The organism is Shimia sagamensis (assembly GCF_900182745.1).
GTDB classification, from domain to species: domain Bacteria; phylum Pseudomonadota; class Alphaproteobacteria; order Rhodobacterales; family Rhodobacteraceae; genus Shimia; species Shimia sagamensis.
In genome coordinates, this window is the sequence record NZ_FXTY01000005.1 from 279,029 (window position 1) to 295,807 (window position 16,779).

General features: G+C 58.3%; 14 protein-coding genes. 6 read left to right on the plus strand and 8 right to left on the minus strand.

Annotation, left to right across the window (positions count from 1 at the left end; all coding sequences use genetic code 11):
* Positions 1–4: 4 nt before the first annotated feature.
* On the minus strand, positions 5–751 hold the full coding sequence (locus QOL67_RS14515; RefSeq protein ID WP_283426688.1) for a class I SAM-dependent methyltransferase: 747 nt from the start codon (positions 749–751) through the stop codon (positions 5–7).
* Positions 752–812: 61 nt separating this feature from the next.
* Between QOL67_RS14515 and gloB the strand changes: the two genes are divergently transcribed.
* The 3 genes from gloB to QOL67_RS14530 all read left to right on the plus strand — a co-directional run bounded on the left by gloB (position 813) and on the right by QOL67_RS14530 (position 5,094).
* Entirely contained in the window at positions 813–1,580 is a 768-nt protein-coding gene (gene gloB / locus QOL67_RS14520; RefSeq protein WP_283426689.1) for a hydroxyacylglutathione hydrolase, read from the plus strand.
* A 224-nt stretch (positions 1,581–1,804) separates the two neighbouring features.
* The gene (gene clpA / locus QOL67_RS14525) at positions 1,805–4,132 is read left to right on the plus strand and encodes an ATP-dependent Clp protease ATP-binding subunit ClpA (protein WP_283426690.1); all 2,328 of its coding nucleotides are present in this window, start codon (positions 1,805–1,807) and stop codon (positions 4,130–4,132) included.
* Positions 4,132–5,094 carry a M23 family metallopeptidase gene (locus tag QOL67_RS14530; RefSeq protein ID WP_283426691.1) on the plus strand — a complete coding sequence of 321 codons (963 nt, stop codon included), beginning with the start codon at positions 4,132–4,134 and terminating at the stop codon, positions 5,092–5,094. Before clpA ends, QOL67_RS14530 begins: the two co-directional genes overlap by 1 nt.
* Before the next feature lie 6 nt (positions 5,095–5,100).
* Here QOL67_RS14530 and QOL67_RS14535 read toward each other — a convergent pair whose 3' ends face one another.
* The 3 genes from QOL67_RS14535 to QOL67_RS14545 all read right to left on the minus strand — a co-directional run bounded on the left by QOL67_RS14535 (position 5,101) and on the right by QOL67_RS14545 (position 9,178).
* Entirely contained in the window at positions 5,101–7,317 is a 2,217-nt protein-coding gene (locus tag QOL67_RS14535; protein ID WP_283426692.1) for a peptidoglycan -binding protein, read from the minus strand.
* A 3-nt stretch (positions 7,318–7,320) separates the two neighbouring features.
* Positions 7,321–8,559: a biopolymer transporter ExbB gene (locus QOL67_RS14540; RefSeq protein WP_283426693.1), complete on the minus strand. Its 1,239-nt coding sequence runs from the start codon at positions 8,557–8,559 to the stop codon at positions 7,321–7,323.
* Between the two features lie 94 nt (positions 8,560–8,653).
* On the minus strand, positions 8,654–9,178 hold the full coding sequence (locus QOL67_RS14545) for a gamma-glutamylcyclotransferase (protein WP_283426694.1): 525 nt from the start codon (positions 9,176–9,178) through the stop codon (positions 8,654–8,656).
* Between the two features lie 69 nt (positions 9,179–9,247).
* On the opposite strand from QOL67_RS14545, the gene QOL67_RS14550 reads away from it, so the two are divergent.
* Entirely contained in the window at positions 9,248–10,246 is a 999-nt protein-coding gene (locus tag QOL67_RS14550; protein ID WP_283426695.1) for a DUF2125 domain-containing protein, read from the plus strand.
* Positions 10,247–10,255: 9 nt separating this feature from the next.
* Here QOL67_RS14550 and QOL67_RS14555 read toward each other — a convergent pair whose 3' ends face one another.
* The 4 genes from QOL67_RS14555 to QOL67_RS14570 all read right to left on the minus strand — a co-directional run bounded on the left by QOL67_RS14555 (position 10,256) and on the right by QOL67_RS14570 (position 13,781).
* Complete coding sequence (locus QOL67_RS14555; RefSeq protein WP_283426696.1) at positions 10,256–11,092, minus strand: extensin-like domain-containing protein; 837 nt, start codon at positions 11,090–11,092, stop codon at positions 10,256–10,258.
* A complete protein-coding gene (locus QOL67_RS14560) occupies positions 11,089–12,012 on the minus strand; it encodes a prephenate/arogenate dehydrogenase family protein (protein ID WP_283426697.1) in 924 nt (307 codons plus the stop codon). The genes QOL67_RS14555 and QOL67_RS14560 overlap by 4 nt, the downstream gene beginning before the upstream one ends.
* Positions 12,009–13,094, minus strand: a complete 1,086-nt coding sequence (gene hisC / locus QOL67_RS14565) for a histidinol-phosphate transaminase (RefSeq protein ID WP_283426698.1) — start codon at positions 13,092–13,094, stop codon at positions 12,009–12,011. Before hisC ends, QOL67_RS14560 begins: the two co-directional genes overlap by 4 nt.
* A gap of 330 nt (positions 13,095–13,424) precedes the next feature.
* Positions 13,425–13,781 carry a hypothetical protein gene (locus QOL67_RS14570; RefSeq protein ID WP_283426699.1) on the minus strand — a complete coding sequence of 119 codons (357 nt, stop codon included), beginning with the start codon at positions 13,779–13,781 and terminating at the stop codon, positions 13,425–13,427.
* 421 nt (positions 13,782–14,202) lie between these two features.
* On the opposite strand from QOL67_RS14570, the gene QOL67_RS14575 reads away from it, so the two are divergent.
* Both QOL67_RS14575 and QOL67_RS14580 read left to right on the plus strand, forming a co-directional pair.
* The gene (locus QOL67_RS14575) at positions 14,203–15,576 is read left to right on the plus strand and encodes an aspartate aminotransferase family protein (RefSeq protein ID WP_283426700.1); all 1,374 of its coding nucleotides are present in this window, start codon (positions 14,203–14,205) and stop codon (positions 15,574–15,576) included.
* Positions 15,577–15,592: 16 nt separating this feature from the next.
* Positions 15,593–16,777, plus strand: a complete 1,185-nt coding sequence (locus QOL67_RS14580) for a M24 family metallopeptidase (RefSeq protein ID WP_283426701.1) — start codon at positions 15,593–15,595, stop codon at positions 16,775–16,777.
* Positions 16,778–16,779 lie beyond the last annotated feature (2 nt).

Below are 16,779 nucleotides of genomic sequence, written 5' to 3' on the forward strand. Positions count from 1 at the left end.
AGCCTTAAGCCGGAGCCACCTCCGGCTTGGGGTTCAATACACTCAAAGGTTTCCTGACCCGTGCAGACACGCCGGGTCCGCTGGGCGCGTGAACCCGCTTGCTGGCTTCCACAATCAGCACTCCTCCCGCCATGACAGGCGAAACAGTTTTGCCAATCCCTTCCCAAAGCGCACCGGTTTTACGCCAAAACCGCTTATGACTTGGCGGTTGATACAAGGTCGCGCGGTGGCGCTCCGGCATAAACCCATGCTCGCGCAGCTGCGTTTCCAATTGCCCGGCTGAATATGGTCGACCAAAGCCAAACGGTGTCTTGTCACTGCTCGACCACATACCGGTGCGATGCGGCACCACAAACAAGGCACGCCCGCCCGGCCCAAGCACCCGATGCGCTTCGGTCAACACATCGCTGGGCCGTTCGCTTGTTTCCAGGCCGTGCATCAACACCAGCCGATCGACCCGCCCCGTATCCAACGGCCAAAGCGTTTCTTCACACAGCACCGACACATTGGCCATGCCCGCAGGCCAAGGCATCACGCCTTGTGGTCCCGGCATGAGGCCAATCACCCGCCGCGCTTCCGGCAAATACGGTCGCAGCAACGGCACCGCAAAGCCAAACCCCGCCACGGTTTGCCCTTTGACTTCGGCTTCTGGCCAAAGTTCCAACACCTCATCACGGACAGCCTTTTGGGCCGCGCGCCCCAAGGTGCTGCGGTAATAAAAATTTCGAAGATCCTGTACGTCAAGATGCATTGCACCCGGCTCCACGATAGGCAAATCTAGAGCTAACATAACAACACAGAGGCGGATTTCCATGCCCCATGAGATTGTCACCATCCCCTGCCTATCCGACAACTACGCCTTTCTGATCCATGACCCGATCTCCGGAGCCACCGCGCTGGTGGATGCACCGGAACCTGGGCCCATTTTGGAAGAACTCAAGGACCGCAATTGGACCCTTACCCACGTTTTGCTCACCCACCACCACTGGGACCATATCGACGGTCTGCCTGACATCCTTGCTACCCATTCTGCCAAAGTGATCGGCGCCAAGGCAGATGCCCATCGCTTGCCTGCTCTCGATCTGGCCGTCACAGAAGGTGAGACCTTCAACTTTGCAGGAGAACCTGTCTCTGTCTTGGATGTGTCCGGTCACACCGTAGGCCACATCGCGTTCCACTTCCCGGATACCGCCGCCGTTTTCACCGGTGACAGCCTGATGGCCATGGGCTGCGGCCGCCTGTTTGAAGGCTCCCCGGCGCAGATGTTTGACAGCCTCACAAAACTCGCGGCCCTTCCAGACGAGACCACCGTGTGCTCCGGGCACGAATACACCGCCGCCAACTGCGCTTTTGCCGCCTCACTTGGAGACAACATAGAGGACGTCGCCAACCGGATCGCCGACACCACACACATGCGCGCGCAAAACATCGCAACCGTTCCTTCAAACCTCGGTTTGGAAAAACGCACCAATCCCTTCCTGCGCAGCGCCGATCCTGATTTGCAAAAGGCCCTTGGCATGCAAGGCGCTGCCCCGGTCGACGTATTCACCGAGGTGCGCAAACAAAAAGACTCCTTTTGATCCGACACACCAAAACAGACGCAAACGCCAATACAGACACGCCCGATAGACCGGCGGTTCACGTGCAAGTGACCCAACCAGAAGATGAATAGACAGAAATCTGCATCAAATTTTGCAGAAAGTCCTTGAAGACCGCCGTCAATCGACCAAACTTTAATACAACGACCCTATGGTGAAGGAAGGGCCACCCGCCTTCATCGAACCCCGGAGGGAGCAGTCACACCGTGCCGTCATTTTCGAACTCACTAGAACAAGCCATCCACGCCGCGCTCGCGCAGGCCAACCAGCGCAAACATGAATTTGCCACGCTGGAGCACTTGCTCCTGTCGCTGCTGGATGAGCCCGATGCCCTGCGCGTGATGCAAGCTTGTGGCGTGAACGTCGACGAGCTGCGCAAAGACCTTGAGGACTTCATTGACGATGACCTGTCCAATCTGGTCACCGACATTGAAGGCTCTGAAGCTGTGCCAACAGCCGCATTCCAGCGTGTAATCCAACGCGCTGCTATTCACGTTCAAAGCTCCGGGCGCACCGAAGTGACCGGCGCCAACGTACTGGTCGCCATCTTTGCTGAACGCGAATCCAACGCTGCCTACTTCCTGCAGGAGCAGGATATGACCCGCTATGACGCGGTCAACTTTATCGCGCATGGTGTTGCCAAGGATCCGGCCTTTGGCGAAGCCCGCCCGGTCAGCGGCGCAGACGACGAGCAAGAGCAGCGCATCGAGGCCACTGCAGAGGGCGGCGAGGCTAAGGAAAGTGCTCTGGCCAAGTACTGTGTTGATTTGAACGTGAAAGCCAACAAAGGCGACGTCGACCCACTGATTGGTCGCGATCATGAAGTTGAGCGGTGCATTCAAGTGTTGTGCCGCCGCCGCAAAAACAACCCGCTGTTGGTGGGTGACCCAGGTGTTGGCAAAACCGCAATTGCCGAAGGTCTCGCCCGCAAAATTGTGAACGGCGATATTCCAGAGGTTCTGTCCGAAACCACGATCTATTCCCTCGACATGGGCGCGCTGCTCGCAGGCACCCGCTATCGTGGCGATTTTGAGGAACGCCTGAAAGCAGTGGTCACCGAATTGGAAGATCACCCTGACGCCGTGCTGTTCATCGACGAAATCCACACCGTGATTGGGGCTGGTGCCACATCCGGTGGTGCGATGGATGCGTCCAACCTGCTGAAACCTGCTCTTCAGGGCGGCAAACTGCGCACTATGGGCTCCACCACTTACAAAGAGTTCCGCCAGCACTTTGAGAAAGACCGCGCGCTGGCCCGCCGCTTCCAAAAAATCGACGTGAATGAACCCAATGTGCCAGACAGCATTAAAATTCTCAGAGGCCTCAAAGAGTACTTTGAAGAACATCACAGCGTGAAATACACCGCTGATGCGATCAAAACCGCCGTGGAACTTTCCGCGCGCTACATCAACGACCGCAAACTGCCGGACAAAGCCATCGACGTGATCGACGAGGCTGGCGCGGCGCAGCATCTTGTGGCCGCCTCCAAGCGCCGCAAAACCATTGGTGTGAAAGAAATCGAGGCTGTGGTGGCCAAGATTGCACGCATCCCGCCAAAAAGCGTCTCCAAAGACGACGCCGAAGTGCTCAAGGATTTGGAAAAATCCCTCAAGCGCGTGGTGTTTGGTCAGGACAAGGCAATCGAGTCGCTGTCCTCTGCCATCAAACTGGCCCGTGCAGGCCTGCGCGAGCCTGAGAAACCCATTGGCAACTACCTGTTTGCTGGCCCAACTGGTGTGGGTAAAACCGAAGTCGCAAAACAGCTGGCCGACACGCTGGGTGTGGAACTGCTGCGCTTTGACATGTCCGAATACATGGAGAAGCATGCGGTCTCCCGCCTGATCGGCGCGCCTCCCGGCTATGTTGGCTTTGACCAGGGGGGATTGCTTACCGATGGCGTAGATCAACATCCGCACTGTGTGCTGCTGCTCGACGAGATGGAGAAAGCCCACCCCGACGTCTACAACATCCTGCTGCAAGTGATGGACAACGGCGAATTGACCGACCACAACGGCCGCACCGTCAGCTTCCGCAATGTGGTTGTGATCATGACATCCAACGCCGGCGCGTCAGAACAGGCTAAGGCTGCCATCGGATTTGGTCGCGACCGTCGCGAAGGCGAGGACACCGCTGCCATTGAGCGCACCTTCACACCGGAGTTCCGCAACCGTCTGGATGCGGTGATCTCCTTCGCACCACTGCCCAAAGAAGTCATTTTGCAGGTGGTCGAGAAGTTTGTGTTGCAGCTTGAGGCACAGCTGATGGACCGCAACGTGACCATCGAATTGACTCCAAAAGCTGCGCAATGGCTGGCTGACAAAGGCTATGATGATCGCATGGGCGCGCGTCCACTTGGTCGTGTCATTCAAGAGCACATCAAAAAGCCGCTGGCCGAGGAGCTTCTGTTTGGCAAATTGGCCAAAGGTGGCGTGGTCAAGGTGAAGGTCAAAAACGGCGAGTTGCTGCTTGATCTGGCCGGCCCTGACAGCCCCCGTATCACAGGTGACAAGCCTCCGCTGCTTACGGCGGAGTGATGCAGACACATAGTCTTGCACTGATTTGCGCGCTCGCAGCCTTTCCGGCTGCGGGCGCGCCGTCGTTTTCATTGCCCGTCGACTGCGAGTTGGGTGAAACCTGCTTCATTCAAAACTACGTCGATCATGATGACAGCGATGGTCACCTCGACCATACCTGTGGACCGCTCTCATATGACGGCCACAAAGGCACCGATTTTGCCCTGCCCACCACGGATGCTATGGACGCGGGCGTAAATGTGTTGGCCGCGGCCGATGGCGTGGTTCTTGGCACCCGAGACGGCATGGTCGACAAAGTGATTGCAGTCGAGAACATTCCCAAACTCAACGGCAAAGATTGCGGCAACGGGGTTTCTATCGATCACGGAGGCGGATGGGTCAGCCAATATTGCCACATGAAACAAGACTCTGTGGCAGTGGCGCAGGGTGATGAAATCGCCGCCGGACAGGTTTTGGGCCAAATTGGCCTGTCCGGTCGCACGCAGTTTCCCCATCTTCACATCTCCATCCGCGAAGGAAACCGCGTGGTGGACCCTTTTGCTCCCGAGCAACTGGGAGTCTGCGGAGACGCCCAAGACACGCTCTGGGACAATGGCATTGACTACGTTGGCGGCGGGTTGATCCGCATCGGATTTGAAGTTGGGCTGCCAAAATTCGCGTCCATCAAATCCGGCATGGCCGGGCGAAGCCGCGTGCCCTCGCAAGCCAAAGCCTTGGTGCTTTTTGGCTACGCCTTTGGTAGTTTGCCCGACGATGAAATGACCCTCACCATCACCGGCCCACAGGGGACCGTTTTTGATCAATCGGTCACTCTGGAGAAAACCCAAGCGCAGTACTTTCGCGCAGGTGGCAAACGCACCCCAATGGGTGGCTGGCCCAAAGGCACATATCATGGTGCCGTCACCATCACGCGCGATGGCGCCCAACTGGACCACCAGACCATTTCCCTGACAGTGGAATAACCGCGTCTATTTTTCGGTGAACTTCAGCTCAATCCGACGATTACGGGCCCGCGCCTCTGCCGTATCAGCTGGGTCTATAGGCTGGAATTGACCAAATCCGTTGGCGGACAGCCGCTGTGGCGGCAGTCCCAGCACGTCGATCATATACCGAACCACAGACAGCGCCCGCGCTTGGCTCAACTCCCAGTTATCGGCAAAAGCGCCACCATAGATCGGCACATCATCCGTGTGGCCGTCCACACGCAATATCCAGTTGATATTGCTGGGAATATCATCGATCACGCTCTGTAGAATACCGGCAACCTTCGCAACTTCTGCCTGCCCCTCAAACGACAGATCTGCGCCACCGGGTGGAAACAGCACTTCAGATGAGAACACAAAGCGGTCGCCAACAATACGCACGCCTTCCTGCGCGCCAAGCAGGCTCCGCAGCTGTCCAAAAAACTCAGAACGATACTGTTCCAAGTCTTTGGTCTGGTTTTGCAACGCGATCTTCTCCTGCTCCAGCCTGATGCGCTCTGCTTCTTCCAGAAGCCGCCGCTTGCGCTCCTCCGCAGCCGCCCGTGCCAGCGCCGCATTGAGATCCGATCCCAGCGCCTCAAGCTGCACATTTGCCGCCACATCACGCTCTGCATATTCGTCCAGAATGGTCTGCAACTGCCCCAATTGCGTGCGCAACGCGCCAATCTGCTGATTGAGCGCAGCAATCTGGCGCAGACTTTCCGCCGATTTGGCTTCCTCCAACGAAAGCGCCTTGTTTGCCTCAGACAACAATGCGTCGCGCCGCTCTGCCTCCGTAAGCGCATCGGCTTGCCCCGCCTCTGCCGCCTTCTGTGCGGCGAGGGCTTTGGCCAGCTCGTCTTCCACGTTTAGCGTGTCGCGCAGCTTTTGCTCCGCCGCCAGCTTTGCCGCCAAAGCGGACGCCAACCGCTCCCGCAAGGACGATCCGCCTTCTTGAGCATTGACCTGAGCCGCAACAGCCGCCGCCAATTGCTCCTCTAAGTCAGCCAGTTGCGCGGTCAACCCCTCTGCGGTCGCAGCAGCTTCAGCGCCTTGCGTTTCCGCCGACAGCTTCGCAGCCAGGGCCTCAGCCAACTGCGCCTCAAGCTCCTGTAAATCGGACCGACGTTCGCCAACCTGCGCTTCGGCAGTGGCTCGCGCCGCCACCTCCGCCACCAGCTGGCTCTGCAACGCACTTACGGTGCGCCGGTTTTCTTCCAGCCCCAACAGCGCCGCCGCCAACTCCGCTTTCACCGAGGCCAGCTCGCCTTCACGCGCATCGCGCTCTGCTTCTGCGGTCGCCAGCAAAAGCACGGTTTCTTCCAAATTCGCATCCACGCTCTGCCCGGCCACCAACGCTGCCGCCAGTTTAAGATCCAGATCGTCCCGTGCGGCTTCCGCTGCTGCCAACATCGTCAACGTGTCTTCGGCCTCTTTGCGCTGCGCCTCAAGCGCCAGCGTCATCGCCGTCAGTTCCGCATCCGCATTCTCAAGCCGTTTGCGCAACTCTTCCGCCGCCGCGGCTTCCAGCACGCGCCGCTGCTCTTCTGCGGTCAGCGCCTTATCCAACTGATCTGCTTCCGCTGCCAACTCATCAATCTGCTGTTCACCGGCCGCAACCTCTGTGCGTAAGCTGTCTATCAATGCCTGCATGGCGTCAGCTTCCGCTGCCGCCAACCGCGCCGCTTCCACACCAGCATCAATTTCACTCCGCGCCTGCGCCAATGCCAGGTTCAACGCCGCACGCTCATCGATCAACGTCTCGCGTTCGTCCTCCAACGTGGCAATATCGGCCCGCGCATCATCGCGCTGCGCCAACAAGGTCGCCACCTGCGCTTCAAAACTGGTGATCTGTGTTCGGGCCGCGTCCAATGCCGCCGCCTGCGCATCCCGCGTGGCCGTCAAGGCTGAAATCAACGCATCCTGTTCTCGCAACTGGGTTTCTCGATCGCCCAACGTGGCTGATAAACCGCCAATCTCAGTTTCAAGATCTTGCGCCCGTGTCCGTTCCAACCCCAGGGCGTCCGCCAAGGCGGCCACCTCCGATTGAAGCGCGTTCAATTCTGAATCTTTCTCTGTGATGGTTTCAGACAGCACAAACTGCACAATCATAAATATTGTCAGTACAAACATCAGAACCAGCAAAAGGCCGGTCATTGCATCCACAAAACCGGGCCAGATACTGGCTTGAAAGCGTTGTCCAGTGCGGCGGGACAGGGCCATGGCTTAGCCCTCCTTGCCGCCCTTGGGCGCTGGTGGGCGTTTCAATTGCACCTTAGTGACAGGCCCCCTGGACTCGCCGTCCACAGCATTACCAAGCCGGCGCAGCACCCGCGCAATCCCATTCAGCTCAGTGCGCAACTCCGTCATGCTCTCCTGACGGCCGGCAGAAATTTCTTCGAGGATGCGCAGCATCTGCACATCAATCGAGCGCAACCGCATCCGGCTTTCCGCATCCATGCCGCCGTCCAAACCACCACCGTCCGACAATTGGGAGACCAGTTTTTCCTGCCCCTCCGCAATGCGCAACAAGGCCTGCGTTGCAGCATCCTGTGTTTCAAGCCGGTCAGTCATACGGTGCATCGCTTCTAGCAACGCGGCCATATCGCCACCACTTTCGCCGCGCACATGTGCCGTTTGCACCATGGTTTCGCGCAGCTGATCCAGCTGGCCGGACATATGCTCAAACGCAGCGCCCAACACTGAAATGTCACCACCGTCTCCGTCGCCTGAGGAAAACCCAACGCGTGTGAACGAGCTCAACCACTCTTCCAACTCGCGGTAAAACCGGTTCTGCCCGTGGCTTGCAAACAGCTCCAACAGCCCCACCACCAGCGAGCCCGCCAAACCCAGAAGCGACGACGCAAACGCCACCCCCATACCGCCCAACTGGCTTTCCAAACCGTCCATCAGACGGCTCACCACGTCTATGCTGGATTCGCCTCCGCCCAAATCGAGGCTTTTAATGGTGTCCACCACCGCCGGAACCGTGGTCGCCAAACCATAAAACGTGCCCAACAGCCCGAGGAAAATCAGCAGATTGACAATATAGCGCGTGATTTCGCGCCCTTCATCGATCCGCGTCGCAACCGACTCCAGAATGGAACTTGTCGAGGTCGAGGAAATTTGTCCATGCATCCCGCGCTCACGCAACAGGCTTGCCAATGGCGCCAGCAATGTGGGTGGGTTGGCGACGTCGTGGCCTTCCAGACGTCCTGCAAAACCTTCAATCCAACGCACCGACCGGAACAGAGAAAGCACTTGGGCAAAAGTCGCGGCCACGCCAACCAAAAACACCAAAAAGATGAAGCCGTTAAGCTCAGGGTTGGCGGTGAACACCGGCAACACTTGTGGCAAGGCAACATACCCCACGGCGGCCACAAGCCCCAAGACGACCAGCATCTGAAGAATCTGGAAGGTCGGTTTAGAGAAATGCGGCTCGACTGTACGGTCCGGCTGATCCATTGAGATGGGTCCTGACGCTTTGTTTTTCTGCGCTCACCCTACTGCCATGTCCCTGCCCTGCCAAGGAATTTCGCCGCTTTTGGAACGACTGCTTTCAGGCAGCGGTCAATCTGCGCACTTCTTGGGACAACCACTTCAGATCGCCATCCTCAATGCCCAGTTCAAAAAGATGGCTGGCCGTGTTGTGCAGGTACTCTGTGTTGGGTCCACGCCCGCCCACAGCCGTTGAAATGATCCGCGCCTGCTCGTCCAGCGATAGGTGACAATACTGCACGTGATCAGGATCAATCACATAGGTCACGGCTTCCACGGCACGTCCATCGCGCAAGGTCAAAGGCAGTGTTTCTTCAAGATAGGCCGAACTCACCAACTCCCGTTCGCGCAAATAATCCAAAGTCCGCGCCTCATGTCCGTCTGCCACCTTCAACGCCACCCCCTGACAATGGGCGCCCACTTCTGCATCCAAGGCCAAAACAAGCCCCGGGTCCTCCACCGTGCCTCGGTGATGAATGGACCGCATGCAAAAGCTGCGGTGCCACCCGTCCAAACGGGCAACCGCCTGCTCCGCGACGTCAAATCCCGGGTTCCACAAAAGCGATCCGTATCCAAATACCCACATAGTCTGCCTCTGGTCCTGCTGGCTTTGCGCCGTTAAACACCAAACCGACACTGTGAGAAAGGCCCCACCATGATGAGATTGCTGACCCTGCTTGTGCTTTTGGCCGCTTTGGCGTGGTCCGGCTTCTGGCTTCTAGGCTACGGGGCGCTCACGACCGCTGTGCCAATCTGGTTCGAAGATCGTCGTGCAGACGGCTGGGTTGCCGAATATGACACGCTATCGGTGTCCGGTTTCCCAAGCCGTTTGGACAGCACACTCGAAAACCTCACTTTGGCTGATCCACAAACAGGCGTTGCCTGGGAGGCGCCGTTTTTCAACATGCATGCGCTGACTTACCGCCCCAATCACGTGATTGCGGTCTGGCCCAACACGCAAACTCTCGCCATTCCCGGTGAAAAACTCGCCGTTACCACCGGCGACATGCGCGCCTCCTTGGTGCTTGATCCCGGCACGGACCTCACACTCAATCGCGCCAACCTTGCGATTGAGAGCCTCGGTGTAACCTCCTCCACCAACTGGCAACTGGCCGCCAGCGCAGTGTACCTTGCCATGCATCGCGATGCGGAAGACGCCTCCACGTATCGCGTTGCGTTTAAAGCCGATACCCTCACACCGCCAGTCGGCTTTGCCCTGCCCGACGGAATTGACCTGCCGCGCAACTTCGCAAGTTTCCGCGCCGATCTCACCACCCGTTTTGATCGCCCTTGGGACCGCACCGCCATCGAACAGTCTCGCCCGCAGCCCGTTTCTCTTGATCTCACATTGGCGGAAATCATTTGGGGTGATTTACAACTTCACGCCGCTGGTAAAGTCTCCATCGATGCCTCTGGCTATCCAACCGGCGAAGTCACTATACGTGCCGTCAACTGGCGCGACATCTTGGAGGTGGCGCGGCACTCCGGCCAATTGCCCGTGTCCGTGATTGACACGGTGGAACAAGCGCTTGGCTTTGTGGCGCAGCTGTCCGGCAAGACAAATGAGCTCGACATTCCGCTGACATTTGCAAATGGCGCAACAAAATTAGGGCCGCTGCCCATCGGCCCGGCCCCTCGCATTTTCCTCCGCTAAACAGGCGGATCAGCGACAGTAAGCCCCACCGCGGTGTTTCGCGATGTCAAAGTGGAAGTGGTCTCTGTGGTAGCGATCTGCATTGGGTCCCAGAACCGTGCCAAACGGCCCACAGGCCTGTTTGTGCATCTTCTTGAGAATCCGGCCTTTCTTGCCGTTATTCCAGTCTTTCAATACCGAAATACTCTCACCGTTCTTCAACTTGATCGCGGAGATATCAATCGCTTTGCCCCTGCCGTGCTCACTGATCTTGGCACCGGGGCGGTTGTTGCGTGTCCGGCAAGAATACCCGGCGGCCACTTTGATCTCTTTGGCGCCCCCACCAAAGCTGCGCACCGATTTCTTCAGACCTTTACCAACCCACTTTTCAAGCGCCTTGGCCGTATCACAGGTCATCACCGCAGGCGTGGACAGTTTCACACCATCCACTTCGTAAAGCTTGATGGCACCCTTCTTGATGCCACAGCCGCGCAGTTTAGCAGGCACCGGCGGCACCTCTTTGCCAATCAGGCGCTTGTTGCGGCACACTTTGCCAATACCCGCTGCTTTGCGAGCGCGTTTCTCTGCGCGTGTCACGCGAACCGGCTCCGGCTCGGCCATCTCAATGGTTGCTGCGGCGGCTGCGGCAGGCGCAACTGCAGCCACGCGAGTAACTGTTGCTGTGGTGCCACCGGGCCGCAACACTGGCCGCAAAGAGTGATCGGGCGCAAAACTTGGCAACGCCACCGGATAGACGACACGCAGAACCGGCCGCAAGCTGCGCTCCGGTGCATTGGCCAACGCAGCGCTCAATGCGCCCGCCCCCAAGGTCACCGCAACCGCCAAGTATGCCGCCGTCCGCTTCATGCCTTAGGCGCCTCGCGGCCAAAGTTTGGCGCAGCCGTATCCTGCCCCGCCTCAATGATCCCACGGCGAATTTCCCGCGTGCGGGTGAAATACTCATGCAGATGTTCACCATCCCCGGTGCGGATCGCGCGTTGCAGCGCAAACAGCTCTTCGGTGAAGCGCCCCAAAATCTCCAGCGTCGCGTCTTTGTTGGTCAAAAACACGTCGCGCCACATGGTGGGGTCAGACGCGGCAATTCGGGTGAAATCCCGAAAACCCGCAGCCGAATATTTGATGACTTCGCTGTCTGTGACGCGACGCAGATCATCCGCCACGCCCACCATTGTGTAGGCAATCAGGTGTGGCGTGTGGCTGGTTACGGCCAGCACCAGATCATGGTGATCCGCATCCATCTCATCGACATTTGCGCCCATGCCTTCCCAAAGCGCGCGCAGCTTTGCCACCGCGTCCGGATCGCTGTCTTCTACTGGCACCAACAGGCACCAACGGTTGTCAAACAGCTCCGCAAAGCCACTTTCGGGCCCGGAATGCTCTGTCCCCGCCAACGGGTGTGCCGGGACAAAATGCACACCTTCCGGCAGGTGCGGCCCCACTGTGTCAATCACGTCGCGCTTAACTGAGCCCACATCGGTCACCGTCGCGCCAACTTTCAGATGCGGGGCAATCTCTTTGGCCACGGCCCCCATGGCGCCAACCGGCACACAGAGCACAACCAAATCGGCATCTGCCACAGCCTCAGCTACACTGTCACAGACACGATCACACAGCCCAATCCGGCGCGCGGTCTCACGTGACGCGCCCGACTTGGCAAATCCGGTGACTTCACCGGCCAGTCCACCGCGTTTCATCGCCCAGAACATCGACGAGGCAATCAACCCCAGACCAATCAGAGCCACACGGGTGTAGACCGGTGCGCTCATCGCGCACCGCCCTTAAACTGACCAATGGCATGCGCCACACGGCGACAGCTTGGCTCATCTCCCACAGTAATGCGCAGGCAGTTTGGCAGGTCATACCCCGCGACACGCCGCACAATCAAACCTTGTGATTTTAAGTATTCGTCACAGGCTTCCGCCTCTGCCTGATCTGCAAACCGCGCCAAAATGAAATTGGTACAAGAGGTATCAGACGGCACCCCGTGCTCCATCAACGCTTCTGCCAGCCACGCCCGCAATCGCGTGTTGTCATTGCGGCACTTGGTCACCCACTCCTGATCACGCACCGCGGCAGCCGCCAGCTTCATTTGAATGTCGTTCAGGTTAAACGGCTGGCGCACACGGTTCAGTACATCAATGATCGGCTGCGGTGCGTAGCCCCAGCCCACACGCAACCCGCCAAGACCGTAAATCTTGGAGAAGGTCCGTGTCATCACCACATTGTCACGCGCTTCCACCAGGCCCGCGCCCCCGTCAAACCCCTGAACATATTCTGTGTACGCCCCATCATGCACCAGAATGCAGCCGTCCGGCAAACCGTCGGCCAGTCGCGCCAAATCATTGCCGCCAATCATGGTGCCCGTTGGATTTGCTGGATTGGCCAAGAACACAATTTTGGTTTTGTCCGTGCAGGCCGCCAACATGGCGTCCACATCCACAACCCGCTCACGCTCTTTAGCGACAACCGGGGTGGCCCCCACCATCTTGGCCAGGATCGGGTACATGGAGAACCCGTGTTCCGGATAAACGATCTCGTCGCCGACGCCCGCATAAGCCTGCGTGATGAACTGCAACACCTCGTCACTGCCCACACCACAGATGATACGGTTGGCCTCCAACCCATGCACCTCGGCAATCGCCGCACGCAGATCTGAATGGTCAGTGTTGGGATAACGATGCAAGTTTAAACCGGTCTTGGCATGCATGTCAGTGACCGCCTCACTGCACCCCATCGGATTTTCATTTGACGACAGTTTCACAACGTCTTTGACGCCGTCAACAGTCGCACTGCCGCCCACATACAACTCAATATCCATGACACCGGGCTGCGGCTCAATTCGTGACATCACGTTACTCCCTCGTTGCCTGCTGTTTAGCGGGGCACTGGGAGCTTGGAAAGACGGGAAGCCTGTGACGCGGGGAAATGGCTCAACAATACCTACCGGGCTGTTGCAAACGGGCGTCATATAGACAATTTGTCCCTCGGCGCGTGCCTGCGACCGACAAGGTGGACTGCAACCCGCCGAACGTCACGCCGTCAAAAACGCATCATAACAACAAGAGGCCGCAACTGCGGCCTTACCTCGCGGGCAGGCGGCGCAAAACCTGCGTGCCAATGCACACAGGATCGCTAACGCAACTGTTTATATGGACCGATTGCCACCGGCACGCGTCCGTTAAGCGTAGTAATCGACGACTGATTTGGAACTGTCGATCCCTGCCGCATCCAACTTGCTGCGCAGAACCTGCGCAAAATCGTCACTGCCGGAGGCCCGATGACTGGCCACCGCCGAACGGATCGCACTCATCACCGCGCCATCCATCGCGTTCTGTCTCTGCGGCTCATGACGTTGCAACTGACTGCGCGATGCCTCTTTTACCGGCTCCACTTTCTCAGAACTTGGAGCCTTCACCGGCTCCGGCACGGCCTGCCCGGCGTATTTCGCCAAAGCTGCGTGCAACATCGCGTTCTGCGTTGCGCTCAATCCAGACCACCCGGTGGTCTCTCCTAATATGCCTACCGCTTCTACCATAGCGATGTCTCCTTCTTGCACTTACCCGCTTGAACGGTGCCGCCCCCAATTGCAGCCGTGCGCAAGGTTCAAAAACATTGCCATCTTTTTAACGTCAAAACAACCAAACCGCTAAAATTGCTCATAAAATTCTGTATTTCTTAACCCAATTCTACTGGACATTCTGGACCAAATCGCCTTGCCAAAACCGGTCAAAACCCTACTTTTTTACCAGCCCGCAAATTATCCATATTGCTTTTGTTTGATCAAATATGCTCAAACCGAGTCACGAACCCTGGCAATAAAGGCATTGCGCGCTGCTGCCTGGGTGAGCGGAGCCACTCTGCTCAAAAAGAGACCTAAGCCGGTCTCGCGCGTGCACTTGGCTCCCTTCATGTAACTTTTTAAGGCGGCGCGCCGCCACAAGCACGAGGGTTTTGCCATGCTGCATAACGACAAACTTGAACAATGGGATCGCGAAAACTTTTTCCACCCATCCACTCATCTAGCTGAATTTGCCCGTGGCAATGTTCCCCATCGCGTGATCACCGGCGGCACCGGCTGTCACATCGAAGACCGCGACGGCAACCGCCTGCTGGACGCCTTTGCTGGCCTCTATTGCGTGAACGTCGGCTACGGCCGCAGCGACATTGCCGATGCGATTTCCGATCAAGCCAAAGAGCTGGCCTATTACCACTCCTACGTGGGTCACGGCACCGAAGCCTCCATCACGCTTGCCAAAATGGTGCTCGACCGCGCGCCAGACCATATGTCCAAGGTGTATTTTGGCCTCTCCGGCTCAGACGCCAACGAAACCAACATCAAGCTGATCTGGTACTACAACAACATCCTTGGTCGCCCCAAGAAGAAAAAGATCATCTCCCGCTGGCGCGGCTACCACGGTTCCGGCCTGATGACCGGCTCCCTCACCGGTCTGGAGCTGTTCCACAACAAATTCGACCTGCCACTGGCACAAGTGTTGCACACCGAAGCGCCTTATTACTTCCGCCGCGAAGACCAGAGCCAGTCTGAAGAGCAGTTTGTCGCCCACTGTGTCGCCGCGCTGGAAGAAACCATTGCCCGCGAAGGTGCCGACACCATCGCTGCCTTCATTGGTGAGCCGGTTCTTGGCACCGGTGGCATTGTACCGCCCCCTGCTGGCTACTGGCCCGCAATTCAGGCCGTTCTGGACAAGCACGACATCCTCCTGGTCGCGGATGAAGTTGTCACCGGCTTTGGCCGTTTGGGTTCGATGTTTGGCGCTGACCACTTCGGCCTGAAGCCGGACCTGATCACCATCGCCAAAGGCCTGACCTCCGCTTACGCGCCGCTCTCCGGCTCCATTGTGTCTGACAAAATGTGGTCTGTGCTGGAAAAAGGCACCGACGAGAACGGCCCCATCGGCCACGGCTGGACCTACTCCGCCCACCCAATTGGCGCCGCTGCAGGGGTTGCCAACCTCAAGCTGATCGACGAGCTCAACCTGGTGGAAAACGCTGGCACCGTGGGCGCTTACCTCAACAAAACCATGACTGAGGCGCTCGGCGCACACGCCAACGTGGGCGACATCCGTGGCGAAGGTATGATGTGTGCCGTGGAATTTGTCGCTGACAAAGACAGCCGCACCTTCTTTGATGCTGCGGACAAAATTGGCCCACAGATTGCCGTCAAACTGCTGGAGCAGGACAATGTGATTGCCCGCGCCATGCCACAGGGCGACATTCTGGGCTTTGCCCCGCCGTTCTGCCTGACCCGCGAAGAAGCCGATCAAGTGGTGGCCGCCACCGTTCGCGCTGTCGCAACCGTTCTGCCATAAGCCCAAGGAGCACGAGATGACACTGTCCAAAGCCCCGTTCAGCAGTGCTGAATATCAACGCCGTCTTTCCAAAACCCGCGCCGCCATGGCAAAAGCGGGACTGGAGGCTCTCTTTGTCACCGACCCCTCTAACCAGGCTTGGTTGACCGGATATGACGGCTGGTCGTTTTACGTGCACCAAGGTGTGATTGTGACCATGGAAGGCGAGCCCATTTGGTGGGGGCGCTACATGGACATGATGGGCGGTCGCCGCACCTGCTGGATGGATCACGCCAATATCCTCGGCTACAGCGATCATTTTGTGCAATCCACGGTCGTGCATCCCATGCAAGACCTGGCAGAACAGCTCAAAGCGCGCGGCTTCACGGCCGCGCGGATTGGCGTGGAAATGGAGAACTACTATTACTCCGCCAAAGCCCACGCTGTGCTCACCGAAGAACTGCCAGAGGCCACACTGGTGGACGCCACCGCACTGGTGAACTGGCAACGTCTGGTGAAATCCGATGTCGAGGTGGAGTTCATCCGTAAGGCAGCCCGCATCACCGAAAAGGTCATGTTGACCGCCATCGACCGCGCCGCTCCCGGCGTGCGCAAAAACGATGTGGTGGCTGATATCATGAAAGCTGGCATCGAAGGCATTGGCGACGACTGGGGCGACTACCCTGCCATCGTGCCGCTCACGCCGTCTGGCCTGGACGCCACCGCCGCCCACCTCACCTGGGACGGCACGCCCATGCGCGAAGGCGAAGCCACGTTCTTTGAGCTGTCAGGCTGCTACCGTCGCTACCACGCCCCGATCAGCCGCACCGTCTTCCTCGGCACACCCTCCGATGACATGCTGCGCGCCGAAGAAGCCCAGCTCGAAGGCATTGCCGCCGGTCTCGAAGCTGCCCGAGCCGGCAACCGCACCTGCGACATCGCCAATGCCTTTATGGATGTGCTCGCCAAACACGGCATCGAACGCTCCGGCCGCATGGGCTACCCAATTGGTCTCAGCTACCCGCCAGACTGGGGCGAACGCTCTGCTTCGATCCGTTCTGAGGATGAAACCGTGCTGCAACCCGGCATGGTCTTCCACTTCATGCCCGCGCTCTGGATGGACAGTTGGGGGCTTGAGACCACAGAAACCATCCTGATCCGCGAAGATGGCGCCGCAGAACCACTCTGTGATCTGGAGCGCAAGCTCATCGTCAAAGGCTGACC

What these genes read in the sequence shown, in the direction of transcription:
- QOL67_RS14515 (WP_283426688.1), bottom strand. Translation starts at nt 751, where the DNA reads ATGCATCTTGACGTACAGGATCTTCGAAATTTTTATTACCGCAGCACC.
- gloB (WP_283426689.1), top strand. Translation starts at nt 813, where the DNA reads ATGCCCCATGAGATTGTCACCATCCCCTGCCTATCCGACAACTACGCC.
- QOL67_RS14530 (WP_283426691.1), top strand. Translation starts at nt 4,132, where the DNA reads ATGCAGACACATAGTCTTGCACTGATTTGCGCGCTCGCAGCCTTTCCG.
- QOL67_RS14535 (WP_283426692.1), bottom strand. Translation starts at nt 7,317, where the DNA reads ATGGCCCTGTCCCGCCGCACTGGACAACGCTTTCAAGCCAGTATCTGG.
- QOL67_RS14540 (WP_283426693.1), bottom strand. Translation starts at nt 8,559, where the DNA reads ATGGATCAGCCGGACCGTACAGTCGAGCCGCATTTCTCTAAACCGACC.
- QOL67_RS14545 (WP_283426694.1), bottom strand. Translation starts at nt 9,178, where the DNA reads ATGTGGGTATTTGGATACGGATCGCTTTTGTGGAACCCGGGATTTGAC.
- QOL67_RS14550 (WP_283426695.1), top strand. Translation starts at nt 9,248, where the DNA reads ATGATGAGATTGCTGACCCTGCTTGTGCTTTTGGCCGCTTTGGCGTGG.
- QOL67_RS14555 (WP_283426696.1), bottom strand. Translation starts at nt 11,092, where the DNA reads ATGAAGCGGACGGCGGCATACTTGGCGGTTGCGGTGACCTTGGGGGCG.
- QOL67_RS14560 (WP_283426697.1), bottom strand. Translation starts at nt 12,012, where the DNA reads ATGAGCGCACCGGTCTACACCCGTGTGGCTCTGATTGGTCTGGGGTTG.
- hisC (WP_283426698.1), bottom strand. Translation starts at nt 13,094, where the DNA reads ATGTCACGAATTGAGCCGCAGCCCGGTGTCATGGATATTGAGTTGTAT.
- QOL67_RS14570 (WP_283426699.1), bottom strand. Translation starts at nt 13,781, where the DNA reads ATGGTAGAAGCGGTAGGCATATTAGGAGAGACCACCGGGTGGTCTGGA.
- QOL67_RS14575 (WP_283426700.1), top strand. Translation starts at nt 14,203, where the DNA reads ATGCTGCATAACGACAAACTTGAACAATGGGATCGCGAAAACTTTTTC.
- QOL67_RS14580 (WP_283426701.1), top strand. Translation starts at nt 15,593, where the DNA reads ATGACACTGTCCAAAGCCCCGTTCAGCAGTGCTGAATATCAACGCCGT.